This is a genomic window from Mycoplasma bradburyae (genome assembly GCF_024339025.1).
GTDB lineage: Bacteria > Bacillota_I > Bacilli_A > Mycoplasmatales > Mycoplasmoidaceae > Mycoplasmoides > Mycoplasmoides bradburyae.
Window position 1 is genome coordinate 257,811 of record NZ_CP101415.1, and the last position, 22,233, is coordinate 280,043.

The following is a 22,233-nucleotide window of genomic DNA, read 5'->3' on the forward strand; positions in this document are numbered from 1 at the left end:
AAGCATTTATGGATATTTTAAGCGTCATCAATAATATAGCTAAAAAGAAAAAAATGGCTGTAACTCTTAATGATTCGAATATGAATAAAAGTTACAAAGAATTAGGTATTGATTCTTTAGATCTATTTGATATTATTGTTGAATTGGAATCTGAGTTCAATATTGAATTTTCTGATGAAAAATTGATGAAAATTAAAACTATAAATGATTTAGTTCATTATATAAAAGAACTTAAGAAATAATCTTTAGGGGTGTAGTTCAATGGTAGAACATCGGTCTTCAAAATCGAGTGTTGTGGGTTCGAGTCCTGTCACCCCTGCCATTATTTGATAAGTTTTATAAAAAAAGAAAAGACGCAGATAATGCGTCTTTTCTTTTTTTGTGAAAACTTTTTGTAAAAAAAAGTAACTTTTTATTAAAAAAAGGTTTTTAATAATATAATATATTAGCATTAAAGCTATATAATATAAAAATACATAGCGCTATAAGTAAACACGGTTCAAGACCGTTTCACTTTAGAAATTTTTAAGGAGAAATATTTTAAAAAATGGCAAAAGAAAGGTTCGATCGTAGTAAACCCCACGTTAATATCGGAACAATTGGTCACATTGACCACGGAAAGACTACATTAACCGCAGCAATTTGTACCGTGTTAGCAAAAGCTGGTACATCTGAAGCTAAAGCGTACGATGAAATCGATGCGGCTCCAGAAGAAAAAGCACGTGGTATTACAATTAACACTGCTCACGTAGAGTACTCTACTGCAAATCGTCACTATGCTCACGTTGACTGTCCTGGTCACGCTGACTATGTTAAAAACATGATTACAGGTGCTGCTCAAATGGACGGTGGTATCTTAGTAGTTTCAGCAACTGATGGTCCTATGCCTCAAACTCGTGAACACATTTTATTAGCTCGCCAAGTAGGCGTTCCTAAGATGGTTGTGTTCTTAAATAAATGTGACGTTGCTGATGATCCAGAAATGCAAGAATTAGTTGAAATGGAAGTTAGAGACCTTCTTAAATCTTACGGATTTGATGGTGACAACACTCCAATCATCAGAGGTTCTGCATTGGGCGCTCTTAACGGTGAAGCTAAATGAGAAGAAAAAATTCACGAATTAATGAAGGCTGTTGACGAATACATCCCAACTCCTGATCGTGAAGTTGATAAACCATTCTTATTACCTATCGAAGACACTATGACTATTACTGGTCGTGGTACAGTTGTAACTGGTAGAGTTGAACGTGGTCAACTTAAAGTATCTGAAGAAGTTGAAATCGTTGGTATTACTGAAACTAGAAAAGTAGTAGTAACTGGTATCGAAATGTTCAGAAAAGAATTAGAATCAGCTATGGCTGGTGATAATGCTGGTATCTTACTTCGTGGTGTAGATCGTAAAGATGTTCAACGTGGTCAAGTATTAGCTAAACCTGGTTCTATTACTCCGCACAAAAAGTTCAAAGCTGAAATTTATGCACTTAAGAAAGATGAAGGTGGTCGTCACACTGCTTTCTTAAATGGTTACAGACCTCAATTCTACTTCAGAACTACTGACGTAACTGGTTCAATTCAATTAAAAGAAGGAACTGAAATGGTTATGCCTGGTGATAACGCAGAAATTACTGTTGAGTTAATTTCTTCAATCGCTTGTGAAAAAGGTTCTAAGTTCTCTATCCGTGAAGGTGGTAGAACTGTAGGTGCTGGTACTGTAGTTGAAGTATTAGAATAGTAGTTTAATTACTAGAATAATTCATTTTTAATAATAAAAATTATAATAACTAAGGAACAATGTTCCTTAGTTTTATTTATAAATAACAATAAGGAAGTATTTAACTTTGAAAAAAATCGCTTTTGTTATAGATTCCTCATCAAATATTTTAGGTGATGAATCTAAACATATATACTTAGTACCATTAGGTATAATTGAAACTAAAAACTCAGAGCAAACTGTTCATAACGCAAGTTATGACATGGATTTAGAAAAATTAGATGAAAAAATTAAAAGTGGCTCAAAATTTAAAACTTCTCAATCATCTATAGGAGTTCTACAACAAACATTAGAAGAATTAACCCAAAAATATGATTATGTAATTGGGCTGCCGATTTCTGAAAAATTATCAAGCAACTATGCGACTTGAAAAAGTTTAGAATCTGAATTTAAAGGAAAATTCTTCGCTTTCAATCTAGGTAATGTTGAAATCGGAATAGTATGGATGTTGGAAGAAATAAGAAAGTTCCTAGAATCTAAAAATAATGAAGTAGATCCAAAAGAAGTTGAAGCATTTATTGCTAAGATGAAGAAAAACTTCGGTGGAGTTTTAGTAGTTTCAGATGTAAGTCAATTAATTGCTGGTGGAAGATTAAAAGGGTTTAAAGCGGTTTTTGTCAAAACTTTAAAGCTTAAATTACTAATTAGCATGATGCCTACTAATGGTGGTTTAGAGTATTTTGATAAAACAAAAACAGATTTAGCGGCTAAAAATAATTTAATTGATTTCCTTGAGGAAAAAATCAAATTAAAATCTAAAAAAATTAAGCGAGCAGCGATCGTTACTACCATTCTTGATGATAATGAAAATCAAAAAGTACTTAACGAATTCAAATCGTTATTAAAATCAGATGTTGAAATTAAAATAGTTCGTTTCTCACCTGTTATCGCTGTACATACAGGAATTTCTAATTACGCTCTATTAGTGCAAATGGAAGATTAATTATGCAAGTAACACTGTATTATTCTTTTGAAAATCTTCAAGATACAATGATTGGATACATAAAAGATCCATCAACTATCGCTAGTAATAAACAAATTGGCGATGTAATTTATTTTTACAACAACAATAACGACATTGTTAGTTTCAATATTCTAAATGTTTCGCAAAAAGAAAAATTATCATCATTAATTAAAAATAAAGGATTAGTTTTTTTAACTAAAGAGCTTAAAGAATGTTTGGTTAATGAATATTTAACTGAAATAAACAACTTAGAATCTGCTTTTTTAATTGGCCAGGTAATTGAAGTTAATCCAGTAGAAGGAACACATTTAAACCATTGTATAGTGGATATTGCTAAAGAAAAACCATTATCAATTGTTTGTGGTGGTTCTAATGTATCTAAAGGAATAAAGGTTGTGGTGGTTCAAGTTGATGGATTCATTTACAACGGTAAACATATTAAAAAATCTGAATTGTTTAATCTAGAATCTTCAGGTATGATTTGTTCAGAAAATGAATTAGGTTTAACTAATATGAGTAATGATGATCATAAAATACTAATTCTTAATGATGATGCTATCGTTGGTTCAGAATTCGAAACAACCATAAACAGTAACTCTAATGACTTCAAATATTAATAGTCAAAGATTAGAAACAAAAAAACAACTAAATGACAAAATAACAAAAAGGTTTAATGACAAACGCCTTTTTGTTGTTTTATTACGTTTTATTATTCCGTCAATTTTTGTCTCTTTTTTTTCTGCATTATACATATTTATTGATCAAATAATGATTGTAAAGTTTGTTATAAAATCTGATCTAAATCCAGCATCAATTTTTGATAACAATTACTTTAATTTCGTTGATAGTAATAATCAAACCTGAACTTACAATGATTATGTAAAGGCTTCTAAAAATTTAAATGTACTAGTTTTCAATATCAATGATCTAATTAGAGCCTCTATCTCAATATCGGCTCCAATAACAGTGATAATTAATGCTTTAACATTATTAATTACAATGGGTATGGCTAACCAATTTTCTAAAGCATTGGGTAGTGGTAATGAAGCTAAAATTAAAGAAGTATGATCAACAGGTTTTACGACTAATTTAGTAGTTAGTATAGCTTCATCTTTAATTATCGTAAGTGTCGCTAGAGTTTGATTAACTAATTCTGCTAATGGAAGTATGAATAATATGAATGCTGCTTTTGATGTTAATTCAGTCGATGGTCAAATAGTCAGTAGATTCTTTGCCAGATTTAAAGAATTGCAAATAAACAATGCATGTAATTATGTATATGTTTTAGCTGGTTTATTCGTGATTCAATCGATGAATCAGATGTATTTCTTGCTTAATCAAGCTGAAGGAAGACAGCTTTTTATTTCAATTATTCCTCCATTAGCTAATATCATTAATATTATTTTTGATTATTTACTAATTCGTTTTACAAATTCTGGAATAGCAGCCGCAGCCTATGCTACTGTTATTGGATGAGGATTAAACTGTTTGGCTTATCTTACTTACAATATTTTATTGATCAAGAAAAATGAAACTTATCTAGTTTATCAAGGCATTTTTAAAAAGGCTAATTTTAATTGAAACTATTTATATTTAATTTTCTTGATTGGGCTTGCTAGTTTTTTTAGAAATGCAGCACTATCAATTTCTAATGCCATATTTCAAACTAATCTAGTAAGTGTGACAGAAAAAATTCAGCCGAATTTACCACCAAATTATTATCAATCAATTTTTGGTTCAATCACACCAATAAGTAACCTAATGTTGCAATCAGTTTGAGGATTAATAAACGGAGGTAGAACTGTTGCTGGATATAAATTTGGTCAAAGGAATTTCAATGACATTACAAAAATTTATTGATATGTTCCATTAATCGCTTTTTGTTATTCGATCATTGTTTATTTAACATTTATATTTGGATTAAATAACGTTTTCTTAAATGGTTTATTTAATATTGAAGATCACGATAAATTAATTATTGCAAATATCATATTAAAAATCACCTTAGTGCAATCAATTTTTATTGCGTTAAGTATGAACGCGCAATTATTATTTCAATCTACTCAAAGAATTGGAATGGCTTGAATCAGTTCGTTAATGCAAGGTTTATTTACATTTATTCCAGTTTTCTTTACCATGTATTATTTATCTATTAATAAAAACAATATATTCCTATATATTTGAATTCAACCAATAAATGCAATACTAGCTTGTTTATGTAACTGAATCATTTCAATACCATTTGCTCATAAATATCGAGAATTTGTTAGTAAGTATGATATTGGAATGTTGATGAAAAAATATTTAGATAAAAATAATAAAATTGAAAAAAAATAAAAATTTTTTGAAAAAAGTTATTGCATAATCAAAATATTATGATATACTTTTAAAGGCTATCAATCGATAATAAACTGGTAGCTAGTTAAATGCTTCTTGAAAACTGAATAGAATCTGTCATTTTCTGAGAGTTTGATCCTGGCTCAGGATTAACGCTGGCGGCATGCCTAATACATGCAAGTCGATCGGATGTAGCAATACATTAGAGGCGAACGGGTGAGTAACACGTATCCAATCTGCCTTATAGTGGGGGATAACTAGTCGAAAGATTAGCTAATACCGCATAACAAGTTAATTATCGCATGAGAATAACTTTAAAGAAGCAACTGCTTCGCTATAAGATGAGGGTGCGGCATATCAGCTAGTTGGTGAGGGTAATGGCCCACCAAGGCGATGACGTGTAGTTATGCTGAGAGGTAGAATAACCACAATGGGACTGAGACACGGCCCATACTCCTACGGGAGGCAGCAGTAGGGAATTTTTCACAATGGACGAAAGTCTGATGGAGCAATGCCGCGTGAACGATGAAGGTCTTTTTAGATTGTAAAGTTCTTTTATTTGGGAAGAAAAGTCAGTAGAGTGGAAAGCTATTGACCTGACGGTACCATTTGAATAAGTAACGACTAACTATGTGCCAGCAGTCGCGGTAATACATAGGTTGCAAGCGTTATCCGGATTTATTGGGCGTAAAACAAGCGCAGGCGGATTAGAAAGTCTGGTGTTAAAAGCAATTGCTTAACGATTGTATGCATTGGAAACTTCTAGTCTAGAGTTTGGTAGAGAGTCCCGGAACTCCATGTGGAGCGGTGAAATGCGTAGATATATGGAAGAACACCAGAGGCGAAGGCGAGGACTTGGGCCAATACTGACGCTTAGGCTTGAAAGTGTGGGGAGCAAATAGGATTAGATACCCTAGTAGTCCACACTGTAAACGATGGATGTTAAGTGTCGGAGCGAATACTTCGGTGCTGCAGTTAACACATTAAACATCCTGCCTGAGTAGTACATTCGCAAGAATGAAACTCAAACGGAATTGACGGGGACCCGCACAAGTGGTGGAGCATGTTGCTTAATTCGACGGTACACTGAAAAACCTTACCTAGACTTGACATCTTGGGCGAAGTTATAGAAATATAATGGAGGTTAACCCAATGACAGGTGGTGCATGGTTGTCGTCAGCTCGTGTCGTGAGATGTTGGGTTAAGTCCCGCAACGAGCGCAACCCTTATCGTTAGTTACTTTGTCTAACGAGACTGCCAACGTAAGTTGGAGGAAGGTGGGGATGACGTCAAATCATCATGCCCCTTATGTCTAGGGCTGCAAACGTGCTACAATGGCCAATACAAACAGTCGCAAACCCGTAAGGCGGAGCTAATCTGTAAAGTTGGTCTCAGTTCGGATTGAGGGCTGCAATTCGCCCTCATGAAGTCGGAATCACTAGTAATCGCGAATCAGCCATGTCGCGGTGAATACGTTCTCGGGTCTTGTACACACCGCCCGTCAAACTATGAGAGCTGGTAATATCTAAAACCGTGTTGCTAACCGCAAGGAAGCGCATGTCTAGGGTAGGGCCGGTGATTGGAGTTAAGTCGTAACAAGGTACCCCTACGAGAACGTGGGGGTGGATTACCTCCTTTCTATGGAGTATATTAATACACTAACACGATATACACCTGTTACATATAACGGTGAAATAATAAAATCCAACAAAAAGGTTAAACCCATTAAAGCAAATTTATTAACTAAAAGTTGTTGGTCAGATTCTGTTCAGTTATCAAGGGGCATTTAATATTTTTATCATTAGAAACCCTCTTATTCACCGGATCAAACCGGTGTTTTTTTATTATATTTACCGATAATTTTTAATAATTTGATAAAGATCAAGTTATTAAAAATTATTTTTTAGTCTTTTATTAGAAAAATTGTTACTAGATTTTTATGAAAAGTGTATTATAATGAAATTGTTATAACTTATTTAAGCTGTATCAATAAAGAGGAGTTTAATATAATATGAAATCACTACTTTTAATGTCGATATTATAAAACACTTGATCACCAGTCGATTAAGTAAATGTATAAAAATACATCTAAATTAATATTTAAAAGTAGTTGAAAAACTCTTTAAAAGAGCATTATGTTATTCCAGTCAATGTTTTGAATACATTAAATTATTCCTTGAATGCAAATGTGTATAAAAACATAAAAAGTGGTTATATTATCATGAAAAGAATTTTAAGTTTTTTTAGTTACCGTGGGTTTGTTTTAAACATTATAATGTTGGTAAGCTTGATTGTTTTTATTGCGGTCTATGTTTACTTATCAAATATTGATCCGAATCAGTTAGATCATATGAATGAAAATAAATCACAAAATGGCATTCTTTTTATTAATGCATCAATTGCTTTTTTAATAATTGGGCTAGCTGGTATAGGGATTACTTTTGGATTAAATCTGGTTTATTGAATTAATAAAGTTAGTCTTAGAAAAATTATTAAAACAGAAACTAATATTGATTCTTGATTGGTAATTCTATCAATAATTCCGTTAATTGGTGTTGTAGTAGATTTCCTTATTTTTAAGAAAACGGCAAATAAATTTTCTGATCGAATCATTAGACCGAATAATTTAGCGACGAAAAATTTATTTAACTGAATGTCAATTACGCAAATATTATTTTCAATTATTATTTCAATATTATTGATAGTTAATGTTATTTATTTAAATACCAATTCCTTGAGTAATTTAGGATCAATAAAATTTGTTTCGTTTATTGTTTATGCGCCGATATCTTATGTAACCGGAATAATATTATTAGTAACTCTAGTTGTTGCGACTGTTAAATTCTTTAGTCGAATTATTAAAACAAAAAAATTAAAGAAAGAATTAAGAATTTCATCTAAATCAGAATATTTTGGTCAAATATTTCTTCCTTGATTATTAACTGAATACAGACTAAAAAAAGCGAATTACATTTCGTTACAAGATATGGATAATAATTACCAAGTTTGAAAATAATAAGAATGCATCTCGGATGCATTCTTGTTTTTATATACAAGATAAAAAGAAGTTAATAACAAGAAAACTCTTAAATCTTATTAAAAATTGCGATCCTTTTATTTATATAAATAATGTTTAGAATCCTGTATTTTCTAGGGTTTATAAGATCTTGTATTTTCAATACTTATAAAAAATAATAGATAAAAATTTTGATAAAAAAACTAAAAATAAAAAAATATTTAAAAAAATATTGTCATATTTGGTTTTTTGTGTTATACTTTTAAAGGCTTTAAATAGCTACATTGTTCTTTGAAAACTGAATACGACAAATCTTTCTAGTCCGAAATTTGATTAAAGTATCAAATCAAATTTCAATAATATAGATTCAAAAATAGCTAATGGATCAAATACATAAGTTACTAAGGGCTTATGGTGGATGCCTTGGCACTAGAAGGCGATGAAGGACGTGCAAACCTGCGAAAAGCTACGGGGAGCTGGTTGGAAGCGATAATCCGTAGATGTCCGAATGGGGGAACCTGATTAATAGAGATATTAATTATTTAGATCTGAATTCATAGGATCTAAAAGCGATACGTTGTGAAGTGAAACATCTCAGTAGCAACAGGAAAAGAAATCGAAAGAGATTCCGTGTGTAGTGGCGAGCGAAAGCGGAAGAGGCCAAACCAAGATTTATCTTGGGGTTATAGGACTGTGACATGGACTTTGAATTGATAGGAGAAGTAGTTGAAAAGCTACGCAATATAGGGTTATAGCCCCGTATCTTAAATTGGTTCAATACCTAACAGTATCCTGAGTACATCGAGAAACGTTATCTTGATGGAATTCGCCCAGACCATTGGGCAAGCCTAAATACTAACTAGTGACCGATAGCGTATAGTACCGTGAGGGAAAGGTGAAAAGAACCCAGGGATGGGAGTGAAACAGATTCTGAAACCATATGCCTACAACGTGTCAGAGCACATTAATGTGTGATGGCGTGCGTTTTGAAGTATGAGCCGGCGAGTTATGATAGCAAGCAGGTTAACCTTTAGAAGGGAAGCCAAAGCGAAAGCGAGTTTGAATAGAGCGACACATATGTTTGTTATTATAGACCCGAAACGGGTTGAGCTAGTCATGGGCAGGTTGAAGTTAGAGTAACATCTAATGGAGGACCGAACCGACTTTCGTTGAAACGACAGCGGATGACCTGTGACTAGGGGTGAAATTCCAATCGAAATCCGTGATAGCTGGTTCTCGTCGAAATAGTTTTAAGACTAGCGTAAGATAATGATTAGTTGGAGGTAGAGCTACTGAATGTATGATGGCGCCGCCTTGGTGTACTGAATACAATTAAACTCCGAATGCCAATTAATTTACTCTTGCAGTCAGACAGTGGGGGATAAGCTTCATTGTCACAAGGGGAAGAGCCCAGATCATTAAATAAGGTCCCTAAAATATGCTAAGTGGAAAAGGTTGTTAAAATACTTAAACAGCAAGGATGTTGGCTTAGAAGCAGCCATCGTTTAAAGAGTGCGTAACAGCTCACTTGTCGAGTGTTTTTGCGCCGAAGATGTAACGGGGCTAAGCATATTACCGAATTTATGGATTATCTATTTATTTAGATAGTGGTGAACGAGCGTTGTATATGGGGTGAAGTCAAACCGTGAGGATTGAGTGGACTGTATACAAGTGAGAATGCCGGTGTAAGTAACGCTTGAGAGTGAGAATCTCTCAAACCGATTGACTAAGGTTTCCTGGACGAGGGTCGTCCTTCCAGGGTTAGTCTGGACCTAAGGCGAGGCAGAAATGCGTAGTCGATGGAAGAACAGGTTAATATTCCTGTACAAACAAATAGCTGATGGAGTGACGGAGAAGGTTAATGCATCCCCATTATTGGATTTGGGGTTAAATAAGAAGTCTTAAGAGTTGGCAAATCCGCTCTTTCTAAGGACAACTTATGAATACGAGTGAACGCTCTGCAAGTAGCGAAGATGCATACATCACGCTTCCAAGAAAAGCTTCTGAGTTAACTATTTGTTTCCAGTACCGAGAACGAACACACGTGGTCAAGGAGAAGATCCTAAGGTTAGCGAGTGAACTATAGCTAAGGAACTCTGCAAATTCATCCCGTAAGTTCGCAAGAAGGGATGCTCAATGTAAAAGTTGAGCCGCAGTGAAGAACGAGGGGGGACTGTTTAACTAAAACACAGCTCTATGCTAAATCGCAAGATGATGTATATGGGGTGACACCTGCCCAGTGCTGGAAGGTTAAAGAAGCGTGTTAGAGCAATCAAAGCTCGCGACTGAAGCCCCAGTGAACGGCGGCCGTAACTATAACGGTCCTAAGGTAGCGAAATTCCTTGTCGGGTAAATTCCGTCCCGCTTGAATGGTGTAACCATCTCTTGACTGTCTCGGCTATAGACTCGGTGAAATCCGGTACGGGTGAAGACACCCGTTAGGCGCAACGGGACGGAAAGACCCCATGAAGCTTTACTGTAACTTAATATTGGGCAGAGTTTAGACATATAGAGTATAGGTGGGAGACTTTGAAGCAACTTCGCTAGGAGTTGTGGAGTCACCAGTGGAATACCACCTTTGTTTAAATTCTTCTCTAACTAGTTGCTGTTATCCAGCAATAGGACAGTGTTAGGCGGGCAGTTTGACTGGGGCGGTCGCCTCCTAAAAGGTAACGGAGGCGTGCAAAGGTACCCTCAGCACGGTTGGAAATCGTGTTAAGAGTGTAATGGTATAAGGGTGCTTGACTGTGAGACTTACAAGTCGAACAGGTAAGAAATTAGGTCATAGTGATCCGGTGGTTCAGTATGGAATGGCCATCGCTCAACGGATAAAAGCTACTCTGGGGATAACAGGCTGATACTGCCCAAGAGTTCACATCGACGGCAGTGTTTGGCACCTCGATGTCGACTCATCTCATCCTCGAGCTGAAGCAGGTTCGAAGGGTTCGGCTGTTCGCCGATTAAAGAGATACGTGAGTTGGGTTCAAACCGTCGCGAGACAGGTTGGTCCCTATCTATTGTGCCCGCAGGAAGATTGAAAAGATTTACTCTTAGTACGAGAGGACCGGAGTGAAGACACCTCTTGTGCTCCAGTTGTAGTGCCAACTGCACCGCTGGGTAGCAACGTGTCGAACGGATAAACGCTGAAAGCATCTAAGTGTGAAACCGACTTTAAGATTAATCTTCCCTTCCAGCAATGGAGTAAGAATCGTTGTGAACTACGACGTTGATAGGCTAAATGTGTAAGTGCCGTGAGGTATTTAGCTGATTAGTACTAATAATTCGAGGACTTAGATTTGATCATAAAACATTAGTTGTTTTAATCATTATGATTTGTTGTATTTAGTTTTTCAAAGAGCGATGTGTGTGATATCGATATCGTGATGGAAACACCTGGTCCCATTCCGAACCCAGAAGTTAAGCATCATGGAGCCGAAGGTAGCTTAGGTGAGAATAGGAAAATATCACGCAAACCAAAAATTAAAACACCACTATAAGTGGTGTTTTTTATTTTTACTATCAACTATAGCTTAAGAGAATGTATTAACTTTATTTAATTGTTTTAAAGTTATACAATGTTATGTATATTCTTTTTTAAAGACTGAGGAAAATAAATTCACTAACAAGGGATTTATTATTAATGTCTTAAATTTAAATAAGGTTTAAAACAACTTTTATTTAACGATTTAATATTCATTTTGAATAACATTTAATCTAATAAATAATCAAATTTATTTAATGAATCTTAGTTAAAAATAAGGAATTATTTTGCTTATTATAATTAGATGTTACAAACTTTATAAATACTGTTTCCTAGACTTATAGATTAATTATTGTTATAATTAATAGATAACTCATTAACTTTATCATTTTTCAAAAAACTATTTAATAAACTAAAACAATATGTTAAAAACAAGAAAAATCAATAAATTTATAAAATTGTCAGCATTACCTGCTAGCTTGATTTTAGGTTCAATTATAACAAGTTGTACGCCAATTCCGATAATCAGTAAAATCGGTAAACAAGAAAAACAAAAAACAACTGATCAAAATGTAGATAATTCAGCAAATCCCACAGTTGATAATATTGGTGATAACCCAATCATTAATGATCCTAGTACTAGTTTAACTTCAATCAATAGAAGAAATGAAAATAATGATAATGATATTATAGAGAATGCGATAGCTAATAACGCAAATTCATCTTCTGAAATTAATAATATCGATATTAGAAGTAAGAGTTATGTAAACGACGAAGAATGATTTAAAAAGTTAAGTACAGATGATGTAGTTTTTGTTGATGGTTCAGCAAAAACAAAAAGATTCTATTCAAGAAGTGACAAAGTTAATAACGCTGAATATGAAACAGATTTATTGAATCAATACGGAGATAAAGGTTTCAGATATCCAGCTTGAAATTATAACTATGAAACAGGGACTAATGCTTTATTAACATTGCCTGAAGCTAATTCAGATGGTAGTCCTAATGTATTAAATATGTCTACTGCTGTTTTTGAAGAAAAAGTCCCAACCAAATATACAGATGGTAGGTCTGGCATCAGATTTAATGATTCATCATGAATTTCTAATGAAATTAAAAATAATAGATTAAAAAAACACCCAGCAGCTAAACTATGATATCAAACAATGCCAACGGCTGACACTCAAGCAATTGAACAAGACCTTAAGATTAGCACAAGAAGAACTGGTTCAGTAAACACCGGTGTTTATGCAGTGCCTGGTGAGGTAGTTAAAATTAAATTAAGTCCAAATACATTTAATTTACTTAAACAAATGTATCCAAACACTGATAAGGCATTACCATTTCAAGCTGTACTTAATATAAATTATTGACATAATAGACCATACGATAACTCTGGTAGAATATCTAATCGTTATCCATTTGTTCAAACCACTTTTTCATTTACATGAAACGATTTTTATGAAGATGAACAATGTTTCAAAATTGGTAGCCCATTTGGTGGAAGTGTAACACTTGAAATTAATAATAGAATATCTAGTAATAATGGCGAACCATACAGTTTAGAATTCAATCTTACAGATGGTGTCGAAATGCTTAATTATTGATATAAGAGCACATCAAAAAAAGAGTGAGATGATCAAATTGAAAGAATTAAGAATGGTAAATTAAAAGCACCTAATGTCGGAATTCAATCAGGTTATTTTTCATTAGCTACATCATTTACTGCTGATAAAACAGTTGCCTATTTACCTATTAATCAGGTATCTTTCCCTGAAACTGTAATGCGAAAATGGGAAAGCTTTTTTACCTCTTCATTTAGATGATATGGATACAATCACAAAAGAATAAACTTGAAATATTGTGATGATATTTGAAATGGAGCTGGAGCTTGAGGTGGCGGAGATAATTTATTTGCACCTATTGGTTGGTCTTCAAGATTTTTTATAGCCGATGATCAATTCGGATTAACTAATTGAGGTAACTACCATGAAGTTAACCACAATTTCGAAGTTAAGGAAGATCCTTTTAATATCAAAAACCATGGTTGAACTAACATTCCTTCAGTTATCAATCTTTCTTACATTAATGATATTTTAAGATATAGAAATGAAGTGAATATAAACGGTGAAGGAAACACCGATGGATGAAAACGTTTAGCTAATCATTACACTTTAAATAAAACTTACAAGGATTGATATAATTTCTATGCTAACATGGTTCACACATTAGGTCGTGATCGTTTTGTTGATTGAACTTTAAGTAGTGGTTGAAATGGTAGATCTTGAGCAGGTTTTGATACAGTTTCTTATTTATCAGAATTCACTGGAATTAATTTTGTATATACTTTAAGAAATTCTTATGATCGTAGTAATATAAATAATTATGATCATTCATTTAAAAAAGCTTCAGGCTATGAATTAAATCAAGGTGAACAAGTTTGATATGATATTTCATTGAGTAAATATCCTGCGTTAGATTTTGTTAGTAGTTTATATGCTGCCGGTTCTTATTGATACGATTCAAGAACAAAAACCTATACTTATAATGGAGATACTCAACCTGCCTACGAAATTCCGGCTGGCGAAAGTCATACATTTGATTTTGAAAATACAATTATTTCACGTAACGATAAATTTAGATGATCTGAACTAAAATTAGATTCGATGACAACTAAGAATGGCGGTAAATTAGAAAGAAATCCATTCAATCCTAAATTGATTGATTATACTCCTAATCTTAGTAAATTGAATGAAATTGACGAATTTGATGTAACTATAGTTCCTGATAAATGAGCTGAAAGACCTGAAAAATATGTTCCTGGTTACAAATTTAAAATTAAAATTCGTAATGTTGTTAAAGGTTTTGAAGCTAGAATTAAGGAAGCAGCACCTTCTAATTGAAGCATTTCAGATATTAATACAGCTATTAGAAGGTTAGGAACAAGACGAGATGTTACTAGATATCCTTATTCATATAATAATTCAACTGATATAACTGAATCAAAACAATTACTTCGCTTAAAAGGTTATTATAGAGCTCAAGCTGATGGTGATATTAAAATTAAAGGTCAAATTGACGACTGATATAAATTAACTATCAATCCTAATGGTTCATCGGACGATGAAGCGAATGACATTGTAACATCTTCTTCAAGTTATCAAGGTGGTGAAAGAATATTAGGTGAAATTAAAAACGCCATAAAAGGCCGCTGATATTATATTAGTCTTGATATATATAATAACGGAGGAAGAGGTTGAGCTAAGGTTTTAGCAGAAATTAATGGACAAAATTTATATAATTTTTCGGACAACATAATTCCTGAATCTTTAGCAGAATTAGACGCAGATAAGAATAATTGAGATAAATATATAGATGATTATTCTTATGATTATAAAGAACGCCAATTTGATATTGCTAATAGATTTAAAGAAGAATTAAATACATTATATCTTCTTGATGATAATAACAATAAGATATCAACTCCTTTTACAACAACATCGAGTTTAGGAAATGCTGGTAGTGATACAAACTGAACAAACATTAATATCATTGATGGTTGAAACAAAAGAGTTGAATATTGAAATACTAAAGAAGCTACATTTACTTGGAAATTCGAAAAACCTGTTCATTTAAATTTAATTCAAATCAAAAACTATTATAGACATTACGAACACAGACCAGACCGAATTAAAATTTTTGCTAAAATAAATGGTGAAGAGAAGCAATTAATTAATGGTAGATTTGGTAAAGATCTTGAAAGATATTACATTGATTACAATTTAAATATTGAAGAAATAAGAATTGAATTCAAAAAGAATTCTTCAACAAGAAATGGTATAGTTATTGGTAGTGTTGGATTCTATACTGATAATAGAATTGATACGTTTAAGAGTGCTATAAATAACGACTTTAATTATTATGGTGCTTGAAAAATTGATCGAAATAATAAATCATTTATTAATGGTTATGCATTATCAACTACAACATTAAACGATTATGTTGAATTTACTAAGGATATGAAATCATATGTAATTTATGGTTACACATCAAATAAACCAGCTGTAATTGATATTTACCATGATGACAAATTAGTAGAAGAGAATGTTGAAATAAGATCACAATTCGATATAAACAACAATAAATTAATTGAAAGATTCTTTGATAATAAAGGTAATCATAAGGTTAAAATTGTAAATAAATCTAATAACCCACTAGTAATAGGATATTACGGTATTAATGATAAAGAAGACAGAATTGACACCTTACCATCAAGTAATTTATAAACCATAGACCAATTATTTAGATAAAAGATAAAACAAATCATAAGATTGTTTTATCTTTAATTCTTTAATGAATTAAATTAACAAAAATAAAAGAAAACAGAGATAACGATGAAGAAAACTAAAAAAATTATTTTAATGGGGAGTATATTAGCTTCTAGTATTATCCCTTTTGTAACAACAGCATGTAAGACGGAAGAAAATTTAAAAAAAGATAATAAAAATAAAAGTAGTAATCAAACTGATTCAGGAAATGTAAGTAAAGATAATATTGACAAAAACACTTCGAATAATTCTGATAGCGAAAGCGATTTATCCAAAGAAAATGATTCATCTAATAAAAACCAAGATGTAGATAATTTTGGGTTATTTGAATCTAACGATCAAGAAATTTCTGATAGTAATTATTATGACGAATCATCTATTGATGATGAAATAAGAAGATTAGCTGTCAAAGAAGAAAGTTTAGCTAATATATCAAATCCAACTACTAACACTTCAAGTACAACTTCGACTTCATCTGAGTCAAGTCAAGCTGATAATACTTTAGCTAATTACCAAATAAAGATCAATGAATGACAAGGCTTATATAATAAAGGTATGGCATTGATAGATGCTATAAATGCATCTAATCAAACAGTAAAAAATTCCTATTTAGAATTTATAAAGACTCAAGTTAATAAGATAAAATCTGGTATAGATAGTACTGCGAGTTCAAAAAATGTTAACAATAGCACTGTTCAAGCGGTTGAACAGGCTGTAAGTTTTATAAAAACTTATGTACCATATATTAATACCTTAGACCCTACATTCACTTTTAAGTGGGCAGAAGAAAATGAACAAATTTTATCTAATTATAAAAATAAATTAACTCAATTTAAAAACATCGTCCAATTTGCTAAAAATCAAGCTACTCTTGTAGATACTCCTCTAGAAGGTGAATCTGCAGATAATAACGCAAGAGTATTAGAAAGTCAATATAATCAATACAAAGACAAACCATATAGTTTACAAAATGAGCAAATATTAGATACTGTAATTTATCGAGCTAAAGAATCTCTTGAAATAATAAAAAATGAGGTTTTTAAATTTAGAAAAAAAGTTTTGATTGATAAGAAGAGTAATGAAGCTGCTAGAGCTAAATGGAATAAAATGCCTCTTTTAGATGGTCTTAAATACATGGATAAAGATTTAGATACTAGAGAACAGTATGTCGATACTTTCAAGACAGTAGCTGATTTATATCCTTCTGCTGTTATGGGTGTTGTTTATAAAGATTTAGATAGAGATCATTTCTATGATTCCATATTTGAAAATCCAACTACAATGGCTGTTATAGATAAATATTGAAAGAAGTTTGAAGTAGAAATAAGAGCTGGTAGAGGTGAATTTAGTGATACTAAATTAGCGTTAGTTGAATTAGATTTAAATGATGTTGAAGCCTTTAAACCGCTAATTAAATTTGCTGATTATTACACTAAATCTCAACTAGAAAAATATAACACATTGAGAGCTAAACTAAAAATCGCTCCTATCAGTGATTTATCTGAAACCTTAACTGATACAGAAAAAGCAAAATTATTACTTCATGGAATTTTAGCGACTGTTAGAGGTGATTTTATTAGAAGAGGTGAAAAAGTTAATGGTTATAAATTAGTTGGGCATAGTTATAATATTGAAACAAAACGCGTAGCTGAAGAACATAAATGATATTACACCGAGAATTACTACGGTTTATACAATAATCCTTCACAATCACCTAAGAATGTTGGGTTTTCAGCTGAATTTGCTTCTTCAATTTTTTTCAAAGCAATTATGGGTGAAAGAAAACCTTATAGTGAATATCGCGATGCGTCTGATGTTAAGAAATTTGCTGATTGAGGGCATCTATACAATACTTTAGATGTTCATCATGGGTTTTATGGATCTATTGTTGTTCTTAAACGCGATCCTAAACCAGGAGAAGAAAATTCTAGATTTAATAAATACAACTTCAATGCTATTGATATGGTATTCAAAGAAGGAAGAAAATAATAGAACAACGAATATTTCAGCGCAAAATTAAGTTGATTCTTTTATTAATTAGATATAAAACGACTCGTTTTTAAGATTAAGAAAATATATTTGTTATAATTTTATTAACTATTTATTAACTACATAAACCTGTGAGGCTATTGATGGATTCTAATAAAAAAAATAAAACTGTACGTTTTAACACATCATCTAAAGATCTAGAAAAATTTGAACGTGTTAAATTAGAAGACACCAAAGTTTTTAACATGGAAGATAGTCTTCTAAAGATAGAATTAACTGAAAAAATTGCTAATTTAACTAAGGAATTCGAAAATTCTACAGATAAAGAAACTCGTAAAGAACTTAAAAAAGAAATCAAAGAACTTCAAAAAGAATTAGCTAAATTGACAGATCAAAAAAAATAAATGTTTGTCAACTTAAACACTAGATCTTACTATTCTTTACTAAGTACTAATTTAAGTATTAGTAAAATTATTGAATTTGCTATTGAGAATAAACAAACTCATGTTTGTTTAACAGATTTTAATGTTCTTTATGGAGCTGTTGAATTTTTTAATTTAGCGAAAAAAAATAATCTAGTCCCAATCATAGGGCTAGAAATTTTTGATATATCTAGTAATTCTGAACTAGTTTTAATAGCTAAGAATAATGATGGATATTTAAAATTAATTAAAATTAGTAGTTTAGCTAGTAGTTCGATTGAATTTAACATTTTTGATTATTTAGACGATAATCTTTTTTTAATTGTTAAGTCTGGCAATTTTTGATGAGACCACCAAAATTGTTTAAATAAAGATGATTTAGCATTTAATTTTGCTAACTGTTATGACTTGAAAGATAAGGTTGGCTTAAATTTGATTAATGCTATAAGTATTAAACAGTCAGGTCAAAAATCGAAATTTGAAATTAATGAACTGTATAACGATGATATTGTTTTAGCCAGTCCATTTTTAAGTACGAATCAAGCCAATAGCAAGTTTTCTGATAAACAATTAGATAAACTCAATGATTTAATTCAAAAATGTTCTTTTTGAGATTTAGATAATCTTAAAAAGAATACAATAATTAAATATAAAACTCCAAAAGGATTTGATAGTAACACTTATCTAGAAGAATTATGTAAAAAATCTTTTAATGAGTTGCTAGATAAAAAACTTGTTAAATTAGATGATATTAAACGCCTTGTTTCTGAATTGGATGTTATCAAGCGCCTTAATTTTAGTGATTATTTCTTATTCGTATATGATTTCATCTACTTCGCTAAAAAAGAAGGAATTGTAATAGGGCCAGGAAGAGGTTCTGCTGCTGGTTCATTTGTTTCTTATCTTTTAAATATAACTACAATTAATCCGATCGAATACGGATTAATCTTTGAACGTTTTCTAAACCCTGAACGTAAGAGCATGCCTGATATTGATGTTGATATCATGGATTCACGGCGTGAAGATGTTGCTAAATACATTTTTGATAAGTATTCTAAAAACAATGTTGCCAACATTATCACTTTTCAAAGAATTAAGGTAAAAAACGCAATTCGTGACGTTTGTCGTGTTTTAGATTTAAAAACATCTGAAACTGATGAAGTTATTAAATTTGTTAGTTATGACGAAATTGAAGAGTGAGAACAGAATAAGGATTCTGCCGGGCTTAAAAAAGTTATCAAATGCCAAGAATGCGATGAATTTAATAAGAATTGTGGTAGATCTGGTAATGTTAGTTGTTATAAAATTAGAAAGATTTTTGATCTAGCTGAAATGATTTTTAATGTTCCAAGGCAAATCGGATCGCATGCAGCAGGTATTGTATGTGGTAACGAACCGCTTGATACTTGCATTCCATTAATCTATTCTGGCGATCGTGCAACTTCGCAATTTTCAATGGAATATCTTGAACAATTTGGATTAATAAAAATCGACTTGCTAGGATTAAAAACATTAACAATTATCGATGAAATTAACAATTTAGTTAAATTAAATCACGACAAAAATTTTGACATCAATAAAGTAGAATTAGACAATAAAGAAACCTTTAATTTATTAAAGAAAAGTTACACAAAAGGTGTCTTTCAATTAGAATCTGTTGGGATGCAAAATGTTTTGAGAAAAGTGCTTCCAGATTCTTTAGAAGATATTTCTATTATTTCAGCATTATTCCGTCCAGGTCCGCAACAAAATATTGATGAATATGTTGAACGTAAGTTTTCGAATAAAAAATACGATCATTTAAGTGATGAATTAATTGATATTCTAAAACCTACTCACGGAATTATTGTTTATCAAGAACAAGTCATTAATACGGCCATAGTTGTAGCTAAATTTAGCGCTGCTCAAGCTGATTTATTTAGAAGAGCGATTTCTAAAAAAGATGAAGAGCTATTGTTAAAAGAAAAAGATAATTTCATTAGGCAAGCAACAAAAAATAATTACACAAAAGAAAAAGCTGTTGAAATCTTCGAATATTTACATAAATTTGCTGACTACGGATTTAATCATTCCCATTCTTTAGCGTATGCTTTTTTAGCATACCAAATGGCTTATCTAAAAGCGAATTATCCCAAAGAATTCTATCTAACTTTATTAAGACATAATATTGATACTAAATCAAAATTAGCTGATTATTTTATCGAAATTATTGAACGTAATATCAGTTTAGTTAAACCTAATATTAATTTATCAGATGCTTCATTCAGTTTAAGTTCTGATGGTCAAAAAATCATTTTAGGATTTAATATGATAAATGGTCTTGGTAGTGAAATTGCTAACAAAATTATTGAGGCTAGAAATAATAAACGATTCGATTCTTTTATTGATTGTTTAATTAATTTACATAAAAAAGGGATAACTAAAGTTTTATTCGAAAAATTAATCAATGCCGGTGTTTTTGATGAATATCGACAAGAATTTTCTAAAAAAGTAATGATTGCTTTAGTTAAAAATTATTATGATGAAAATAATTCTTACAAAAGCGACGATGATCTCATAAGCTTTCAAGAAAAAAAAGAGATTATCAATTCGAATATTTTCTTTTTAAACAAACAAAATCCTGAATTGTTTAGCGTTTTAACAAGGGAAGAATTAGAAAAAGAAAATGAGCAAACTGATAGTTTACTTAAAGTTTCTTTTTTAGATCTTAAAAATAAGATTTACAAACCAAATATTTTTAAAAGCGAAATAACAAAACTAGAAAAAAATATTAAAAATCTAAAAACTGTTAAAGAATTAAAAGGAACGCTCAACAAAGAAGTGTGTTCGATGTTAGTTCAAATCAAAAAGAAAGAACTAAAAAATAAAATTTGAAGATTTACAGTATTTGATGGAGCTTACCAAATAAATGTTAAGGTAAGAGATCTTAAGTTAGTTGAATATTTATCTAATTTTATTGATAAGGAAGACAAGTTATTAATAAGATTAGAACGAGATATTTTTAGGGGTTATGATTCTTACACAGCACTTGGTTTAATTGAATATAAAAACAATCATGAATAACACTAAAAAAGCGTTAATAATCGACGGTAATTCTTTGGTTTTTAGAGCATTTTATGCAACGATTAATATGTATGAATATGCAGTACAAAATAATATCAGACCTAACAATGGGATTAAGACAAGTTTATCTATGGTTAATAAGATTTTAGCTAAGGATAAATACGACTATGCTTTAATTGCTTTTGACTCTAAAGAAAAAACTGATCGTGCTAAATTGTATGATGCATACAAAGCTACAAGAAAAAAACCTGTAGAAGGATTAATTGAACAATTAATTGCGCTTCAAGATGGTTTTAAATTTATGGGATTAAATGTTATTTCATCTCCAGGAATTGAAGCAGATGATTTAGTCGGGTCATTTAGTGTTCTAGCTACTAAAAATAATATAATCTCGCATATATATTCATCTGATCAAGATATTTACCAATTGGTAAATGAAAAAACTAAATTGTTTCAATTCGTTAAGGGTGTAACGATATTTAACGAAATTGATCACGTGAATTTTAATGAACACTTCCATGGATTAAATCCATTGGATGTAATTGAATATAAATCATTGGTAGGCGATAAATCTGATAACATTCCAGGTGTTAAGGGGATTGGCGAAAAAACTGCCATACAATTAATTAAGGATTATCGAAATATTGATGGTATATACGAAAATCTTGATCGGATTAAACCATCGATTCGTAATAAATTAATTGAAAATAAAGATAATTGTTATTTATCTAAAAAACTAGCAACAATAAGAACTGATTGCTTAGAAGAACATAATATTGAAGATTACAAAATCAAACCAATTGACGAAAGTAATTTTATTGGTTTTTGCGAATATTTTAATATAAATTATAGAAACTGATAA

11 protein-coding genes, 1 tRNA gene and 3 rRNA genes are annotated in these 22,233 nt (G+C 31.3%); all 15 read left to right on the top strand.

Features of this window, described 5'->3' with window-relative positions:
- Positions 1–8: 8 nt before the first annotated feature.
- The 15 genes from NMG77_RS01080 to NMG77_RS01150 all read left to right on the top strand — a co-directional run bounded on the left by NMG77_RS01080 (position 9) and on the right by NMG77_RS01150 (position 22,233).
- A complete protein-coding gene (locus tag NMG77_RS01080) occupies positions 9–242 on the top strand; it encodes a phosphopantetheine-binding protein (RefSeq protein WP_255034859.1) in 234 nt (77 codons plus the stop codon).
- Between the two features lie 5 nt (positions 243–247).
- Positions 248–322, top strand: a tRNA-Trp gene (locus NMG77_RS01085).
- A gap of 225 nt (positions 323–547) precedes the next feature.
- Positions 548–1,732: an elongation factor Tu gene (gene tuf, locus NMG77_RS01090; RefSeq protein ID WP_255034860.1), complete on the top strand. Its 1,185-nt coding sequence runs from the start codon at positions 548–550 to the stop codon at positions 1,730–1,732.
- A gap of 106 nt (positions 1,733–1,838) precedes the next feature.
- The gene (locus tag NMG77_RS01095) at positions 1,839–2,714 is read left to right on the top strand and encodes a DegV family protein (protein WP_255034861.1); all 876 of its coding nucleotides are present in this window, start codon (positions 1,839–1,841) and stop codon (positions 2,712–2,714) included.
- Between the two features lie 2 nt (positions 2,715–2,716).
- The gene (gene ytpR / locus NMG77_RS01100; RefSeq protein WP_255034862.1) at positions 2,717–3,352 is read left to right on the top strand and encodes a YtpR family tRNA-binding protein; all 636 of its coding nucleotides are present in this window, start codon (positions 2,717–2,719) and stop codon (positions 3,350–3,352) included.
- Entirely contained in the window at positions 3,336–5,072 is a 1,737-nt protein-coding gene (locus tag NMG77_RS01105) for an MATE family efflux transporter (RefSeq protein WP_255034863.1), read from the top strand. The genes ytpR and NMG77_RS01105 overlap by 17 nt, the downstream gene beginning before the upstream one ends.
- Before the next feature lie 120 nt (positions 5,073–5,192).
- Positions 5,193–6,710: ribosomal RNA gene (locus NMG77_RS01110) — 16S ribosomal RNA — on the top strand.
- Positions 6,711–7,293: 583 nt separating this feature from the next.
- Complete coding sequence (locus NMG77_RS01115; protein ID WP_255045955.1) at positions 7,294–8,088, top strand: hypothetical protein; 795 nt, start codon at positions 7,294–7,296, stop codon at positions 8,086–8,088.
- 391 nt (positions 8,089–8,479) lie between these two features.
- Positions 8,480–11,386, top strand: a 23S ribosomal RNA gene (locus NMG77_RS01120).
- A gap of 67 nt (positions 11,387–11,453) precedes the next feature.
- Positions 11,454–11,558, top strand: a 5S ribosomal RNA gene (gene rrf / locus NMG77_RS01125).
- Together the 16S, 23S and 5S rRNA genes form the textbook arrangement of a ribosomal RNA operon.
- A 433-nt stretch (positions 11,559–11,991) precedes the next feature.
- Complete coding sequence (locus NMG77_RS01130) at positions 11,992–15,855, top strand: M60 family metallopeptidase (RefSeq protein ID WP_255045956.1); 3,864 nt, start codon at positions 11,992–11,994, stop codon at positions 15,853–15,855.
- Between the two features lie 108 nt (positions 15,856–15,963).
- Entirely contained in the window at positions 15,964–17,886 is a 1,923-nt protein-coding gene (locus NMG77_RS01135; RefSeq protein WP_255045957.1) for a variable surface lipoprotein, read from the top strand.
- Between the two features lie 143 nt (positions 17,887–18,029).
- The gene (locus NMG77_RS01140) at positions 18,030–18,290 is read left to right on the top strand and encodes a hypothetical protein (RefSeq protein ID WP_255034867.1); all 261 of its coding nucleotides are present in this window, start codon (positions 18,030–18,032) and stop codon (positions 18,288–18,290) included.
- The gene (locus tag NMG77_RS01145; RefSeq protein ID WP_255045958.1) at positions 18,291–21,371 is read left to right on the top strand and encodes a DNA polymerase III subunit alpha; all 3,081 of its coding nucleotides are present in this window, start codon (positions 18,291–18,293) and stop codon (positions 21,369–21,371) included.
- On the top strand, positions 21,364–22,233 hold the full coding sequence (locus NMG77_RS01150) for a 5'-3' exonuclease (RefSeq protein ID WP_255034869.1): 870 nt from the start codon (positions 21,364–21,366) through the stop codon (positions 22,231–22,233). Before NMG77_RS01145 ends, NMG77_RS01150 begins: the two co-directional genes overlap by 8 nt.